The sequence below is a fragment of the Micromonospora sp. MA102 genome (assembly GCF_025460765.1).
Lineage (GTDB): Bacteria > Actinomycetota > Actinomycetes > Mycobacteriales > Micromonosporaceae > Micromonospora > Micromonospora halotolerans.
This window is the reverse complement of record NZ_JAMWEG010000003.1, coordinates 311,276-326,114: the sequence shown is the minus strand read 5'-3', so window position 1 is coordinate 326,114 and position 14,839 is coordinate 311,276. Positions and strand designations below refer to the sequence as shown.

Sequence of the window (14,839 nt, the reverse complement as noted above, 5' to 3'; positions counted from 1 at the left end):
GCTCAGCCCGCAGCGACCCGGACGGCGGTCGCGTAGGTGTCGGCGCCGAAGAGCACCAGCCGCGCCTCGACGACGTACGTCGGGGTGGCCGCGTGCAGCGCGGCCAGCGCCTGGGCCACCGCGTCCTCGACGGGCCAGCCGTAGATGCCGGCGGAGATCAGCGGGAAGGCGACGCGCGCCGCGCCCAGGCCGTCGGCGATCCGGAGGCAGTTGGCGTAGCAGTCGCGCAGCAGCACCGACCGGTCCTCGCGCGGGGAGAAGACCGGCCCCACGGTGTGCACCACCCAGCGGGCCGGCAGGTGGCCGCCCGTGGTGGCGACCGCCTGGCCGGTGGGCAGGCCGTCCGGGTAGCGGGAGGCGCGCAACGCCCGGCACTCCTCCAGGATGGCCGGGCCGCCCGCGCGGTGGATCGCGCCGTCCACGCCCCCGCCGCCGAGCAGCGAGGAGTTCGCCGCGTTGACGATGGCGTCGACCTGCTGCGCGGTGATGTCCCCCTCGATCAGGACAGTTTCCATGTCACCCCTCCTCGACGACGGACTGCCCCAGCGCCCGACGGGCCAGCAGGGTGGCCCCGGCCACGGCGGCCGGCATGACCAGCACCGCCCCGAGCGGGATCAGGAAGCAGAGGAACACCGCCACCCCGAAGCCCAGGGTGGTCGGCCGGTCCGCCCTGAGCAACGACCGCCGCTCCGGCAGTCGCATGCCACGCCGGTAGAACGGCGCGCCGACCAGTTCCAGGGCGAGGAACCAGCCGCCCACCAGGGCGCCGACCACCGGGACCACCGTCTGCCCGACCACCGGGATGAAACCGGCCACGAAGAGGGGTACGCCGACCAGCGCGGAGATGGCCACCAGGCGCAACGAGTCGAGGATGCTGCGCCGCAGCGAGGCCCAGAACGGCACCTCGACCGCGCCGGGTGTGCCGCCGAGGCGGTCCTCCACCCGCTCGGAGATCTTCTCGTAGAACGGGTCGCCCACGGCCAGCGTGACCGCCGTGAAGGTGAGCACCCCGAGCAGGCCGGCCAGCCCGACGACGGCCAACCCGGCCACCACCCGGACCAGGCTCCGCCAGGTCTCCGACCAGTCGTCCGCGAACGGGGTGACCAGCGCGGCCAGGTCGTCCACGAAGTAGAGAAGGGTGGCGAACAGGGCCACGAAGAGCACGCCGGAGATCAGGGCCGGCACGATACCGAACAGCATGAGGCCGGGGCTGCGGACGTAGAGGCCGAGACCACGCAGCAGCAGGCCGGCGCCGGCGAGGAAGCGGGTGACGGCGCCGGTCACGGGCGCGGCGAGGCGGGGTGCGTCCACGACCGGAGAGCCTAGTCCGGCGGATCACCCGTTGAGGTACGCGAGCACGGCCCGGACCCGACGGTGCGCGTCGTCGGCCGGCGGCAGGTCGAGCTTGGCGAAGATGTTGGTGATGTGCTTCTCGACGCTCACCGGGGCGAGCACCAGGGCCGCGCAGATCGCCGAGTTCGACATCCCCTGCGCCATCAGCCCCAGCACCTCGCGTTCCCGCGGGGTCAGCGCATCCACGCCGGACCGTCGGCTGTTGCGCGTGAAGAGCTGGCGCACCACCTCCGGGTCCATCACCGTCCCGCCGGCCGCCACGCGGTCCACCGCGTCCAGGAAGTCGTCCAGCGCGGTCACCCGGTCCTTGAGCAGGTAGCCCACCCCGCCCCGACCGTCGGCCAGAAGTTCGGCGGCGTACGCCCGCTCGACGTACTGCGACAGGATCAGCACCCGGGTGTCCCGCCCGCCGGCCCGCAGCCGGAGCGCTGCCCGCAGCCCCTCGTCCCGGAAGCCGGGCGGCAGCCGGACGTCCACCAGGGACAGGTCGGGCCGGTGCCGCTCGACGGCGTCGAGCAGTTCGTCGGCGTTGTCGACCGCGGCGACCACCTCGTGTCCGGTGTCGGTGAGCAGTCGCACCAGCCCGTCCCGGAGGAGCAGCAGGTCTTCGGCGATCACGATGCGCATGGCAGCTCCGCGTGCAGGACGGTGGGACCGCCCGGTGGACTGGTGAGGGTCAACGTGCCGTCCAGCGCCTCGACCCGGCGGCGCAGCCCGTCCAATCCGCTGCCCGCGAGGTCGGCGCCGCCCTTTCCGTCGTCGGTCAGGCTCACCGTCAGCGTGCCCGTGCCGGGGGCCAGGACGATGGTGCAGCGGGACGCGTCGGCGTGCTTGGCGGCGTTCGCCAGCCCTTCCGCGACCACGAAGTAGGCCGCCGACTCCACCGCGGCCGGATGGCGTGCGTCCGGATCGCCGGACAACCGGACGTCGAGCGGGCTGTCGGCGGCCAGGGCGGCGAGGGCGGCGTGCAGGCCCCGGTCGGTGAGGATCGGCGGGTGGATCCCCCGGACCAGCCGGCGGAGTTCCGCCAGGGCCTCGTCGAGCTGGGACCGGGCCAGGTCCACGTCGGACACCGCGGGGCCGCCGGCCCGCAGTTTCCGGGCCGCCAGGGCCAGCGTCATGCCGGCCGCCACGATCCGGGCCTGCGCACCGTCGTGCAGGTCGCGCTCGATCCGCCGCAGCTCGGCGGCCTGCGCGTCGACGACCCGCGCGCGGGTCTCGGCGAGCCGGGCCGCCTCGTTGATGAGACGCAGGTGCGCGCCGGGCGCCAGCAGGGCCCGCGCGCCGGATGCCACGCCCTGCGCGAGCACGCGGAGCAGCCAGGCCGCCACCGGAAGCACCAGGAGTCCGACCGCGGCGAGCGCGAACCGGCCCGGCGTGGTCGTGAGCAGGGGCCGCAGCGGCCACGGCGCGTTCCCGTTCGGCACCGCCCACAGCCAGGCGGGCGCGAGGACGGCAGCCACCGGCACGGTGGCCAGGACCGTCCCCACCACCCCGGTGACCAGCCCGACGGGGAAGCACACCACCAGCCAGGCCAGGTCCCGCCACGTGGCCCGCTGGCGGGCCACGGCGGCGACCCGCTCATGCACCGTGCCGGGCGTGGCCGGCTCGTACGGCTCGTCCACCGGCCGGCCGAGCACCCAGCCGGCCCGGTGGCGCTCGACGGTGGCGAGCCGGCGGGTCAGCCAGGCCGCGCCGAGGAACACCGGGCCGCCGAGCTGGGTCACCGAGAGCAGGCCGACGGTGAGCAGCGCGGCCACCGTCCAGGCGAATCCGGCCGCACCGGCGAGGATCCCGGCCGTCAGGTACGCCACGCTCCGGGCGGTCGCCGTCGTCACCCGGCGGATCGTAGCGGCCCGGGCCGCCGCCGACGTGCCGGCGGCGGCCCGGGAGCGGAGGGTCACCGGTCCCCGAGGGCCGGCAGGTCGCGCCGCCGGAGCACGAACCGGACCGGGATTGCGCCCGCGGCCAGCCCCAGGCCGGCGACCCCGGCGAGCAGGAGCAGGTACGTCGCGGGCGCCACCACCAGCCGGAACACCCCGTCCTGAGCGACGCTGAACGGGACCACCACCGCACTGGTGACCGCGATGCCGAGGGCCAGCCCGGCGGTCACCGTGATCAGCCCCTCCCGGTCCACCAGGCGGTGCACCTGCCGGGCGGTCGCGCCCGCCAGCCGCAGGTCCGTGAACTCCCGCCGGCGGGCCGCGGCCGAGATGGCGAACGTGTTCACCACGGCGATCGCCACGAAGCCCAGCGAGACCACCACGAGCAGTTCCCACGCGCCCTGCTGGTTGCCGTCGTCGGTACGGGTCGCCGCCGCGGTCGGCACCACCCGCAGGTCGGGCCAGCGCTGCCGGATCCGTTCGGCCACCGCGCCGTCGGAGTGCCGCAGGGCGACCATGGTCACCAGGCCGCGCGGATCGTGGGCGGCGACCAGGCCGGCCGGCAGGGTCAGCTCGCCGAAGCCGCGATGCCGGGCGTAGCGGGCCGAGAGCCGCAGGATTACCCGCTCCCCGTCGGCGAGCCAGAGCGGCACCTCGTCGCCGAGCCGCCAGCCGTACGCGTCGGCCAGGTCGGTGCTGGCCGCGAACGTGCCGTCACCGGCCAGTGCGCCGGACTCGACCGCCAGGTCGAGCGCGCCGTCGGCACCGGTGCGCAGCAGGCCCTGCGCGGCGTAGTCCTGGGGCTTGCCTCCTTGGGCGAGCACCACGCGGGTGGGCACGGTCGCCACCGCCCCGGTGACGCCGGGCAGTGCGGCGACCCGCGCCGCGGTGTCCAGCGGTAGGCCGGTCGCTCCGGTGACCAGGGTGGTGGCCCCGGCGAGCCGCGCCGACTGCTGGTCGCCCGCCAGCCGGGTGAGCAACTCGCCGTTGAGCAGCAGCGGCGCGTTGATCGCGAACATCAGCACCAGCGGCACGGCCACGGCGGCGGTGCGGCGGACCTCCGCGCGGGTGGTGGCGGCGGCCAGCCAGCCGGCCGCTCCGGTGCCGGCGCTGAGCCGCCGGGGCACCGCGGCGACCAGGCGGACCAGCAGCGGGCCGGCCGCGGCGACCGCGCAGAGCAGCAGCGCCGAGGAGATGAAGGCCATGCCCATGCCGAACGGACCACCGAGCGGCACGAAGGTCAGCACGGCGACCGCGCCGGCCGTGGCGACCAGGGCGACGGCGGCCCGGGCCAGCATCCCGCCGCGCGGCGCGACGACGGTCTCGGTGAGCGCCTGGGCCGGCGCGATCCGGACCGCCCGGCGGCCGGCGAATCGCGCGGCGACCAGGGTGACCAGCGCCCCGGCGAACCCGGCGAGCAACAGCACCACCGGGTTGACCCGCACGGTGAACTGGGCCGGCACCACCCCGAGGTGCCGGAACCGGGCCGCCACCAGGTGCGCGACGAGCACGCCGAGCGGCAGCCCGGGCAGCGCGGCGACGGCGGCGAGGACCAGGCTCTCCACCCCGAGCAGCCGCCGTAGCTGGCGCGGAGTCGCCCCGATGGTGCGCAGCAGCGCCAGCTCGCGCAGCCGCTGCCGGACCCCGAGCGCCACCGTGCCGGTGAGCACGAAGATCGCGGCGAAGGCGGTGATGCCGATGGTGAAACCGAAGACGGAGATCGGTCCGATGTAGTCGGGCAGCGCCCCGGGCAGGTCGGCGCGGACCCGGTCCGCCCCGGTCAGCACCGGTGCGTCCCCGGCGCGGGCCCGGACCGCCGCGAGCAGGGCCGCCTGATCGGCGCCCGGCTGGGCGAGCACCGCCACCGCGGTGGGACCGGCCAGGCCGGAGACCTCGGCCACCGCACCGTCGGCGAGGAAGAGCGCCCCCTGGGCGGGCAGCGCGTCCCGCCCGGCCGGGGCGGCGATGCCGGCCAGCCGCAGGCTGCGTACTCCCGTGCGGGTGGTGATCCGGAGCTCGTCCCCCACCGTGAGGCCGCCCCGGGCGGCGAGGTCGCCGTCCACGACCGCCTCGCCGGCCGCCGGCGGGTGTCCGGCCCGCAGCCGGTACGGGGTCAGCGCGGCCGACGACCAGCCGTGGCCGATCACCGGGGCGGCGTCGGCGCCGCGCAGCGGCCCGGCGGCGGTGGCCAGTTCGACGGGGAAGGGGGCATCCGGGACCACCCGGGCCACCCCGGGCAGCGCGGCCAGCCGGGGCGCGAGGTCCGCGGGAAGCGTCCCCGCGCCGCTGAGCCGTTCGGTCTTGGTCTTGGTCTTCGTCTTGGTCTTGCCCTTCTTGTGCTTCTCCCTCGTCGTGGTGAGGGTGACCTCGCGGGCGCCGGAGACCACCGCCGTGGCGGCCTCGAACCGGTCGGCCGGCGGGGTGGCGGTGAGCACCGAGAAGAGCAGCAGGCCGGCCCCGGCCAGCAGCGCCACGGCGAGCAGCGCGGCGAGGAAGGTGCCCAGGTACGCGCCCCGGTGGCGGCGCAGCGTTCCGATCGCGAGGCGGATCATGCGGCCGTCACCGCCGTCATCCGCGCGGCCACCGTCTCCACCGTCGGCTGGGCCAGTTCGCTGACCACCCGGCCGTCCGCGAGGAAGACGACCCGGTCGGCCCACGCGGCCGCCGCCGGGTCATGGGTCACCATCACCACCGCGGTACGCAGGTCGTCCACCGCCTCGCGCAGCAGCGCGAGCACCTCCCGGCCGGCGCCGAGGTCGAGGGCTCCGGTCGGCTCGTCCGCGAAGATCACTTCGGGTCGGGCGGCGAGCGCCCGGGCGAGCGCGACCCGCTGCCGCTGCCCGCCGGAGAGCTGCCCGGGCCGGTCGTCCTCCCGCCCGGCCAGGCCGACCCGGTGCAGCACCTCACGGGCCCACGCCCGATCGGGCCGGGTTCCGGCGAGCCGCTGCGGCAGGAGCACGTTCTGCCACACCGACAGGGACTCCATCAGGTTGTACGACTGGAACACGAAGCCCACCCGTCGGCGGCGGGCCTGGGTGAGCTTCGGCTCGCGCAGCGTCCCGAGCTCCTGCCCGGCGAGGCGGACCTGCCCCCCGTCCGGCCGGTCCAGGCCGGCGGCACACTGCAGAAGGGTGGACTTCCCCGACCCCGACGGTCCCATGACCGCGTTGAACGTTCCGGCCGCGAAGGCGACCGTGACACCGGCCAGCGCGGGCGTCCCGCTGCCGCCGGCATAGCTCCGCACCACATCGGCCAGTTCGACGACCGGCCCGCCAGCTCCGTGATTTCGCATGTCCCCAGCCTCGTCACCGGGCGGTCCGGGCAACACACGGTCACCTCGTATCTTCGGGGTGGGGACAGCCCTACCGCGACGGAGGCCGGGCAGGATGGGCGGGTGCGCGCGTCCCGGCTCATCTCGCTGATCCTGCTGCTCCAGTCGCGGGAGACGATGACCGCCGCCGAACTGGCCCGCGAGCTGGAGGTCTCCGAGCGCACGGTCTACCGGGACGTGCTGGCGCTCTCCGCCGCCGGGGTGCCGGTCTACGCCGACCGCGGCCGGGCCGGTGGCTACCGCCTGCTCGGCGGCTACCGGACCCGGCTGACCGGGCTGACCCGGGACGAGGCGGAGGCGCTCTTCCTGGCCGGGCTGCCCGGCCCGGCCGGCGACATGGGGCTGGCCGACGCGGTGGCCGGCGCCGAGCTGAAGGTGCTCGCCGCGCTGCCGCCGAGCCTGCGGGACGCGCCCGCCCGCACCGGCCAGCGGTTCCACCTGGACGTGCCCGGCTGGTTCCGGGAGTCCGCCCCGCCGCCGTGGCTGGCCGAGCTGGCCCGGGCGGTCTGGCAGGACCGGCGGGTCGAGCTGCGCTACCGGCGCGGCGAGCGGGAGGTGACCCGGTCGGTCGCGCCGTACGGGCTGGTGCTGAAGAACAGCGTCTGGTACCTGGTCGGGCGGGTCGGCGACGGGTGGCGGACGTACCGGGTGGACCGGGTGGTCGGCGTCGAGGTGAGCGACGAGGGCTTCGATCGGGACGAGGGCTTCGACCTCCCGGCGTACTGGCGGGAGCAGGCCGAGGCGTTCCTGCGGGACATCCTCCGGGCCGAGGTCACCGTGCGGCTCACCCCGGCCGGGCTGCGCGCGTTGCGGCACCTGGTCGACGCCCCGTTCGTCCACGCCGAGGCGGTCGCCGCCGCCGGCCCGCCCGACGGGCAGGGCCGGGTGGTGCTCCGGCTGCCCGTCGAGTCGGTCGAGGTGGCGTACGCCCAACTGCTGGCGCTCGGCCCCGAGGTGGAGGTGCTCGACCCGCCGGAGCTGCGGGCCCGGTGCGCCGAGGCGGCCCGCCGCGCGGCCGCCCTCTACGCCGGGGAGCCGGAGGACGGTCAGCGGTAGCCGGTGTCGTCCGCCGGCCTACCGGGCCGGACCACCTCGTCGTAATAGCGCGCCCAGTGCGGGCGGGTGCCGTCGAGGTCGGTGAAGCCGTACACCTGGGCCAGCCCGCCGCTGTCCACGGACTTCCCGTTCCAGCGGGCCCGGTCCGGGTCGGCGGCCAGGGCGGCCACCGCGCGCCCGACGAAGGCCGGCGTCTCCGACATGACGAAGTGCGGGTCCTTCGTCGCCCCGTCGCGCCAGGTGGCCTCGGTGACGCCGAAGTGCTCCAGCATCGCCTCCGAGCGCAGCCAGCCGGGGGTGAGCGCGACGGCCGTGGCACCGTGCGGCGCCAGTTCGTGCGCCTGGCTGAAGGCGAGCCGGTTCACCGAAACCTTGGCCAGGTCGTAGAAGACCGAGAGCCGGTACTCGGTGTCGTTGTACTCCTTGGTCCCGTCGCCGATCTCGACGACCAGGCCACCGGGGTTGCGGATCAGCAGCGGCAGGGCGAAGTGGCTGGTGATGATGTGGGTGTCTACGGCCAGCCGGAGGGTGCGGAAGCCGGCGTCGAGGGGCTGCTCCCAGACCGGCTTCTCCCAGGTGATCAGCGCGTCGGCGCCCCAGATGTCGTTGACCAGCACGTCGAGGCGGCCCTGCTCGGCCTCGATCCGTGCGACCAGGCTACGGACCTGCTCGGGATCGAGGTGGTCGACGGCGACGGCGATGCCGGTGCCGCCGGCCGCCGTCACCAGCTCGGCGGTCTCCTCGATGGTCTCCGGCCGGCCCATCTCGGAGCGGCGCTCGCGGGTGGAACGGCCGGTGGCGTAGACGGTGGCCCCGGCGGCGCCGAGCTGGACGGCGATCTGCCGCCCGGCGCCCCGGGTCGCGCCGGCAACGAGCGCGATCTTCCCTGTCAGCGGTGTCGTCATGTGACCACCGTGGCACCGATACCTGACAGCGGAGGTCCGGATTCGTCGGCGTCACGCGAACCGTTCCGAACGGCCTCAGTCGACCAGGCGCACCCGCACCCGGCGGTTGGCGCGGCCCTTGCTCTCCACCTTGACCACCTGGACCTTGCCGATCTGGGCGGTGGAGGCGACGTGGGTGCCCCCGTCGGCCTGCACGTCCAGCCCGACGATGTCGACGATCCGCACCTCCTGCTCGTCCGGCGGGATCAGGTTCGACTGGGTACGGATGATGTCCGGCAGGGCCAGCGCATCCGCCCGGGGCAGCACCCGGACGGCGACCGACCGGTCCGCCGCGACCTCGGCGTTGACCAGGTCCTCGATGCGGGCCTTGAAGTCCGGCGGCACCTCGGGGAGGTTGAAGTCCATCCGGGCCTCGCCCGGTTCCATGTTCCCGCCGGTGACCAGCGCGCCGAAGTCGCGGAACACCACCCCGCAGAGCACGTGCAGGCCGGAGTGGGTGCGCATCAGCATGGTCCGCCGGGTGTCCTCGATCGCGCCGGCGACGGCGGTGCCGACCGGCGGCACCGGGTCACCCTCGGCCGGGACGAGCCAGAGGTCGTCGCCCTTGCGGGTGCCCACGATCCGGGTCTGCACCCCCCGCCAGAGCAGCACCCCGTGGTCCGGCGGCTGCCCGCCGCCACCCGGATAGAAGGCCGACCGGTCCAGCACGATGCCCTGCTCGGGATCGGCCGCCAGCACCGTGCACCGCCACTCCCGCAGGGTGGGGTCGGCGAGGTCGAGGCGGTGGGTGCGGCCGTGGTGTGTGACGCCCATGCCCGCCGACGTTACCCGTTGAGGAACGTCGAGATCCGCTCCCGGAGGTCGGCGCGTTCCGTCCAGAGCACGCCCGGCCGGTCGTAGACGTGCAGGGTGGCCCGGGGCAGCGCGGCGGCCAACTGCTCGGCGACAGCGACCGGATGCAGGTCGTCGCCCGCGCAGCCGATCACCAGGGCCGGCGCCGTGACCCCGGCGAGCACCCCGGCGTCGCGCAGCGGGGCCTGCTCGGGCAGGCCGGCCAGGCCCGGCGCAAGCCCGTCCCGGAGCAGCTGGTCGAGCCGCTGCCGCAGGTAGGCCCAGCCGGCCGGGGTGTTGCGGACCGAGGGCGGCAGCTCCAGCGACACCACGTCGGCCAGCGCGGAGGCGTCCCCGTCGGCCACGGCGTCGAGCAGGTCGGTGAGCCGGGCCCGGGCCACCTCGCCGCGCGGGGTGTCCAGCACGGCCGGCAGGAAGAAGACGAGCTTCTCGAAGCGTTCCGGGCTCTCGGCGAGCAGGCGGCACAGCGCCCCGGCGCCGAGGCTGGCCCCGAACGCACGGGTGGCGCCGCCGAGGTCGGCGACGGCACGGAGGTCACGGGCCAGGTCGAGGTAGCTCCACGGACCGGGCGGCGAGTCGGACCGGCCGTGCCCGCGGAACTGGAAGAAGAGCCGCCGGCCGGTGACCCCGCTGCCGAACGGGCGGGTGGTGGCGATCCCGTTGCCCAGCCCGTGCGCGAACACGGTGACCGGGTCACCGGTGCCGGTGACCAGCCGCTCCAGGCGTACGCCGTGCGGGGTGGTGACCAGCTCGGTCTCCGGCTCCGGCAGGGCCGGCCGGCCGGTGCGGGGCGCGCCGGGGCCGGGGCCCCAGGTGCGCGGGCCGCCGTCGGGCGGCGGTGGCCAGCGGAAACTTCTCACCAGGAGCCTCGGCCGTCGTGCAGGTCGCGCAGCCCGACCCGGACGTCGAGCAGGTAGATGAGCGCCGCCGCGATGCCGATCAGGCCGAAGATGCTCAGCACGCCACCACCGACGCCGAGCAGGGTCAGCACCATGCAGACCGCCAGGATGGCGATCCACCCGCCCTTGGGAAGGGTGCCGATGGCCGCGAACGCGTCGGAGCGTTGGGTGATCGCGTGCACCAGGGAGACAGCCTCGATGACCAGAGCGAACACGAGCAGGATCAGCTCGATCACGAGGCGGACGTCGTCGAAGAAGAGCGGCGCGGCGTAGGCCATGTCGGCAAGCTTATGCCGAGACCCCGGAAACGTCCGACAGGACGGCGTCCGGGGTCTCGGTCCAGGTTCGACTCACTCGGCGGCGGGGCGGGTCCGCTTCGTGGTCTTCGGCAGCTTCGCCGACGGGGTGGCCTTGGCGGCGGTCGCCTTGGTGGCCCGGGTCCGCTTCACGGCGGCGGGCTTGGCCTCGACGACCTCGGCCACCTCGGCCGGGGTGGGCACCTCGGCCGGCGGGGCGGCCGGCGCGGCCGGAGTGGTGACGGCCTCGGTCGCCTCGATGTCGGCGTTCACCGTGTCGGCGGCCTCCAGCACGCCCGCGCCGACCACCCGCTCACCGCGGGCGACCAGCTCGGCGTACGCGGTCAGGGCGCGCTCCTGCGCGGCCTGCGCACCGGCCAGGACGGCGGCGGCGTTGCGGCCGGCTGCCTCCCGGAGCTTGTCCAGGTTGGTGGCCTCGCGGAGCTTGTCCAGGTTGGCGGTCTCCCGGAGCTTGTCCAGGTTGGCGGCCTCGCGGAGCTTGTCCAGGTCGAGGTCGGCCGAGCCGGCCTTCTCCCGCAGCCCGGTGGCGGTCAGGTTGGCGGTCCGCAGCGTCTCGGTCGCCTTCTGGCGCAGCTCGAAACCGGTGACGACGGCCTTGCCACCGAGGTCGGCGACGACGCGGGTGCCGAGGTCACCGACCACGGTGGGCAGCTTGCGCAGCTGCTGGAGGGCCAGCTCACCGGCGCCGGCGGCGGCGTAGACGGGGGCCGGGATGCGGTTGGTCTTCGGCTGGGGGTTCATGACTGCTCCTCTTCGGCCGCACCGGCGGCCTTCCGGACCACCCCGCGGGTGGTCTTCTTCTGGGGGACGGCGGTGGTCGGGGCGGGGGCGTGGCCCGCCTCGGTGACGGCGACCGACTCGAGGACCGCCTCGGTCGGGGTGCCGTCCGGTGTCGTGGGACCGGTCGCGGTCGGCGCGACGGTGGCCGGAGCCTCCGGCGCGGTGGCCGGTTCGGCCGGTTCGGTTGCCGCCTGGGCCGTCGCGGTCGCCTCGGCGAGGCGCGCGTTCTCCCGGCGGAACGTCTCGTAGATCTGGGTGAGCGACTGCTTCTGGGCCATGGTCAGCTCGGGGTCGACGGCGATCGCCGCGAGCACGCCCTGCCCCTCCTTGTCGTCCAGCAGCCCGGCCCGCAGGTACATGGCCGGGGTGGAGACACGCAGGGCGCTGGCGAGCTGCTGGAGCACCTCGGCGCTCGGCTTGCGCAGGCCGCGCTCGATCTGGCTCAGGTACGGGTTGCTGACGCCGGCCTGCTCGGCGAGCTGCCGCAGCGAGATCTTCGCGTTGCGGCGCAGGTCGCGAATGAACCCGCCGACGTCGGGAAGGTCCTTGCTGGTGGCCATGACTCCACGCTAGCCCGGGCTGCTAGCTGCTGCAAGCAAAACGCTTGCCAGAGTTAGCGACGTCACCGATAGCCGGTTGCGCGTGGACTGTCGCGTCCGTACGGTTCCCCCGTGGCCAAGATCGAAGTCAACGGTTCCTCGCTCGCCTACGACGAGGCCGGCAGCGGCAGCCCGGTGGTGCTGCTGCACGCCGGCATCGCCGACCGGCGGATGTGGCGGAACCAGGTGCCCGCGCTCGCCGCCCGGCACCGGGTCATCGCCGTCGACCTGCGCGGCTACGGCGACTCCGAGCTGCCCCCCGCCCCGTTCGCGCACCACGACGACGTGATCGGCCTGCTCGACGCGCTGGGCGTGACGCAGGCCGCGCTGGTGGGCTGCTCGTTCGGCGGCAAGGTCGCGGTGGACACCGCGCTGGCGTACCCGGACCGGGTCGCCGCGCTGGCCCTCTTCGGCGCCCCGGTCTCCGGCAACGAGTGGTCCGAGGAGACCGAGCAGCTCTGGGAGCAGCTGGTCGGCGACGTCGACCCGGAGGACTTCGGGGCGACGGCGGCCGGCGAGGTGCGGTTCTGGGTGGTCGGCCCGACCCGCGAGCCGGCCGCCGTCGACCCCGAGCTGATCCGGTTCGCCGAGGAGATGGACCGCCGGGCGCTCGCCGCCGAGCAGGCGCTCAGCGCGGTCGAGGCGGGCGAGCTGGACCCGCCGGCGATCGACCGGCTGGCCGAGCTGCGCATGCCGGTGCTGGCCGCCGCGGGCGCGGACGACCTGGCCGACATCCGCCGGCTGGCCGACCGGATCGCCGCCGAGGCCCCCCGGGGCGTGCGGCTGCCGGACGTGCCGGACGCCGGTCACCTGCTGCCGCTGGAGCGCCCCGAGCCGGTCAACGCCGCGCTGCTCGACTTCCTCCCCTGACCGCCCGGGTCACCAGACCGGGCGGACCGCCCCGACCGGCAGGCCGCCGCCGAGCAGCGGGATCTCGGCGTACTCGGCCAGCACCGGGGCGTCGACGCCGAGCCGGCGCAGCGCCGACACCAGCACCGGCATCCGGGCCCGCCCGGCCCCGTCGTCGATCTTGAGCGCGACCGCGCCGACCTCCGGCACGGCCGCCGCGATCACGCCCTCCGCGCCGACCTTGGCCAGCAGTCCGGGTACGCCGCGCATCAGCCGGGTGTCGTCGGCCTGGGTGCCACCCACCAGCTCCGGGTACGTCCGCATGGCGTCGGCCACCGTCCGCTCGACGGTGCCCGGCTCGGCGGAGACCAGCCGCAGGAAGGCGCGCGCCAGCCCGGTCAGCGAGACGGCGAGCACCGGGGCGCCGCAACCGTCCACCCCGACGGCCGCCGCCCGCTCCCCGGTGAACTCCTCGATCGCGGCGGTGAGCCGCTGCTGGAGCGGGTGCTCCGGCCGCCAGTAGCCGTCCAGCGGCCAGCCGGCGGCCAGGCAGGTGAGCAGCATGCCGGTGTGCTTGCCGGAGCAGTTCATCAGGACCCGGGACGGGCCACCCCCGGCACGCAGCACCGCCTCCCGGGCCGCCTCGCCGACCGGCAGGTCCGGCGGGCAGTGCAGCGCCTCCTCGGCCAGGCCGGCGCTGCGCAGCAGGGCGCGGACCCGCTCGACGTGGAACTCCTCGCCGGCGTGGCTCGCCGACACCAGCGCCACGTCGGCCGGGTCGGTCAGCGGCAGGCCGGCCCGGAGCATCCCGATCGCCTGCATCGGCTTGTTGGACGACCGCGGGAAGACCGGCGAGGTGGCGTCCCCCGCCCCCGACACCGGCGCGCCGGCGGCGTCGAGCACCGCCACGGACCCCCGGTGGAAGCCCTCCACGAACCCGGACCGGACCACCTCGGCGAGCGGCACGCCGCCCTCGTACGTCTTTCCCACGCAGTGGACGGTACCGACGGGCTCGACCGGGCCGGCACCGGGGTGACCAGGGACGTCGGCCGCGGGCGTACAGGGGTGGCGGGCCGGTCGTCGCTTACAGGCCGAGCAGCGCCCGGGCCTCGGTGGTGGTCAGCGGGGGGCGCTGGGCGAGCTGGGCGAACCCGACCGCGCGGGCGACCAGTTGCATGTTGGACTCGACCGGCCGGCCCTTCGCGTAGGTGACCGTGTCCTCCATGCCGACCCGCAGGTGACCGCCGGCCGAGAGCGAGGCCAGCAGCACCGGGATGGTGGTGCGGCCGATGCCGGTGGCCGAGAACGTGGTGCCCTCGGGCAGGTCGCGCAGCATCTGCTGGGCGGCCACCAGGGTGGCCGTGGTGCCCGGCATGCCACCCGGCACCCCCATCACGAAGTCGACGTGCACGTGCCCGCCGTGCGGCAGGCCGTACTTGCCGAGCAGGCGCTGGAGCGCCGTGAGGTGGCCCAGCTCGAAGATCTCGTACTCGGGGACGACACCCTTGTCCTGCATCCGGGTGTGCAGGTCGACGATGAACTCCCAGCGGTTGAGGAACACGTCGTCGCCGAAGTTGACCGTGCCCATGGTGCAGGAGGCCATGTCGGGGCCGGCGTCGAGCACCGCCAGCCGGGCGGCCTCCGGGTCGGTCACCGCGCCGCCGGAGGAGAGCTGCACGATGAGGTCGGTGCTCTGCCGCAGCGCCGCCACGGTCTCCCGCAGCCGGCCCTGGTCGAGGGTGGGCTTCGCCTCGTCGTCGCGGATGTGGACGTGGATCACGGCGGCGCCGAGCGCCTCGCACTCCTTGGCGGTCAGCAGCAGCTCGTCGAGGGTCACCGGCAGCGCCGGCACCTCCGCCTTGGCCGATTCCGCGCCGGTGGGGGCAACCGTGATCAACGTCCCTGTGGTCATGCCGGGATCCTAGACCGCCGACTCCCCTCCGGTCGACAGCCGGAATCAGCAGAATCGGCCGCGACGACGGCCGGAAGCAGAAGATTTTCCGCTTTGCCGCCCC

The 14,839-nt window shown here is 75.2% G+C and carries 16 protein-coding genes; 2 read left to right on the top strand and 14 right to left on the bottom strand.

From position 1 onward, the window contains the following. Positions 1-2: 2 nt before the first annotated feature. From NFX44_RS08095 to NFX44_RS08070, 6 genes are all read right to left on the bottom strand, one after another. Positions 3-515 (bottom strand): O-acetyl-ADP-ribose deacetylase, encoded by a 513-nt coding sequence (locus NFX44_RS08095; RefSeq protein ID WP_262282882.1) that lies wholly within the window; start codon positions 513-515, stop codon positions 3-5. A gap of 1 nt (position 516) precedes the next feature. Then, entirely contained in the window at positions 517-1,311 is a 795-nt protein-coding gene (locus NFX44_RS08090) for an EI24 domain-containing protein (RefSeq protein WP_262282881.1), read from the bottom strand. 24 nt (positions 1,312-1,335) lie between these two features. Then, positions 1,336-1,980: a response regulator transcription factor gene (locus NFX44_RS08085; protein ID WP_262282880.1), complete on the bottom strand. Its 645-nt coding sequence runs from the start codon at positions 1,978-1,980 to the stop codon at positions 1,336-1,338. After that, positions 1,968-3,191 (bottom strand): sensor histidine kinase, encoded by a 1,224-nt coding sequence (locus NFX44_RS08080; RefSeq protein ID WP_262282879.1) that lies wholly within the window; start codon positions 3,189-3,191, stop codon positions 1,968-1,970. Before NFX44_RS08080 ends, NFX44_RS08085 begins: the two co-directional genes overlap by 13 nt. A 62-nt stretch (positions 3,192-3,253) precedes the next feature. After that, complete coding sequence (locus NFX44_RS08075) at positions 3,254-5,788, bottom strand: ABC transporter permease (protein ID WP_262282878.1); 2,535 nt, start codon at positions 5,786-5,788, stop codon at positions 3,254-3,256. Then, positions 5,785-6,528: an ABC transporter ATP-binding protein gene (locus NFX44_RS08070; RefSeq protein ID WP_262282877.1), complete on the bottom strand. Its 744-nt coding sequence runs from the start codon at positions 6,526-6,528 to the stop codon at positions 5,785-5,787. Before NFX44_RS08070 ends, NFX44_RS08075 begins: the two co-directional genes overlap by 4 nt. A 102-nt stretch (positions 6,529-6,630) precedes the next feature. Between NFX44_RS08070 and NFX44_RS08065 the strand changes: the two genes are divergently transcribed. Beyond that, complete coding sequence (locus tag NFX44_RS08065; RefSeq protein ID WP_262282876.1) at positions 6,631-7,623, top strand: YafY family protein; 993 nt, start codon at positions 6,631-6,633, stop codon at positions 7,621-7,623. Here NFX44_RS08065 and NFX44_RS08060 read toward each other — a convergent pair. The 6 genes from NFX44_RS08060 to NFX44_RS08035 all read right to left on the bottom strand — a co-directional run bounded on the left by NFX44_RS08060 (position 7,614) and on the right by NFX44_RS08035 (position 11,936). Then, positions 7,614-8,528, bottom strand: a complete 915-nt coding sequence (locus NFX44_RS08060) for an SDR family oxidoreductase (protein WP_262282875.1) — start codon at positions 8,526-8,528, stop codon at positions 7,614-7,616. The two genes, NFX44_RS08065 and NFX44_RS08060, sit on opposite strands and share 10 nt — an antisense overlap. 75 nt (positions 8,529-8,603) lie before the next feature. Next, positions 8,604-9,341: an alanyl-tRNA editing protein gene (locus tag NFX44_RS08055; RefSeq protein WP_262282874.1), complete on the bottom strand. Its 738-nt coding sequence runs from the start codon at positions 9,339-9,341 to the stop codon at positions 8,604-8,606. 11 nt (positions 9,342-9,352) lie between these two features. Beyond that, complete coding sequence (locus NFX44_RS08050) at positions 9,353-10,240, bottom strand: alpha/beta fold hydrolase (protein WP_262282873.1); 888 nt, start codon at positions 10,238-10,240, stop codon at positions 9,353-9,355. Beyond that, a complete protein-coding gene (locus NFX44_RS08045) occupies positions 10,237-10,557 on the bottom strand; it encodes a DUF2516 family protein (protein WP_262282872.1) in 321 nt (106 codons plus the stop codon). Before NFX44_RS08045 ends, NFX44_RS08050 begins: the two co-directional genes overlap by 4 nt. Positions 10,558-10,629: 72 nt before the next feature. Then, on the bottom strand, positions 10,630-11,337 hold the full coding sequence (locus tag NFX44_RS08040) for a hypothetical protein (protein WP_262282871.1): 708 nt from the start codon (positions 11,335-11,337) through the stop codon (positions 10,630-10,632). Then, complete coding sequence (locus tag NFX44_RS08035; RefSeq protein ID WP_262282870.1) at positions 11,334-11,936, bottom strand: helix-turn-helix domain-containing protein; 603 nt, start codon at positions 11,934-11,936, stop codon at positions 11,334-11,336. Before NFX44_RS08035 ends, NFX44_RS08040 begins: the two co-directional genes overlap by 4 nt. 111 nt (positions 11,937-12,047) lie before the next feature. On the opposite strand from NFX44_RS08035, the gene NFX44_RS08030 reads away from it, so the two are divergent. Next, positions 12,048-12,845, top strand: coding sequence for an alpha/beta fold hydrolase (locus tag NFX44_RS08030; RefSeq protein WP_262282869.1), 798 nt, complete (start codon positions 12,048-12,050; stop codon positions 12,843-12,845). Between the two features lie 9 nt (positions 12,846-12,854). Here NFX44_RS08030 and NFX44_RS08025 read toward each other — a convergent pair whose 3' ends face one another. Next, the gene (locus NFX44_RS08025) at positions 12,855-13,814 is read right to left on the bottom strand and encodes an asparaginase (RefSeq protein ID WP_262282868.1); all 960 of its coding nucleotides are present in this window, start codon (positions 13,812-13,814) and stop codon (positions 12,855-12,857) included. 94 nt (positions 13,815-13,908) lie between these two features. Further along, a complete protein-coding gene (locus NFX44_RS08020; protein ID WP_262282867.1) occupies positions 13,909-14,736 on the bottom strand; it encodes a 3-keto-5-aminohexanoate cleavage protein in 828 nt (275 codons plus the stop codon). Positions 14,737-14,839 lie beyond the last annotated feature (103 nt).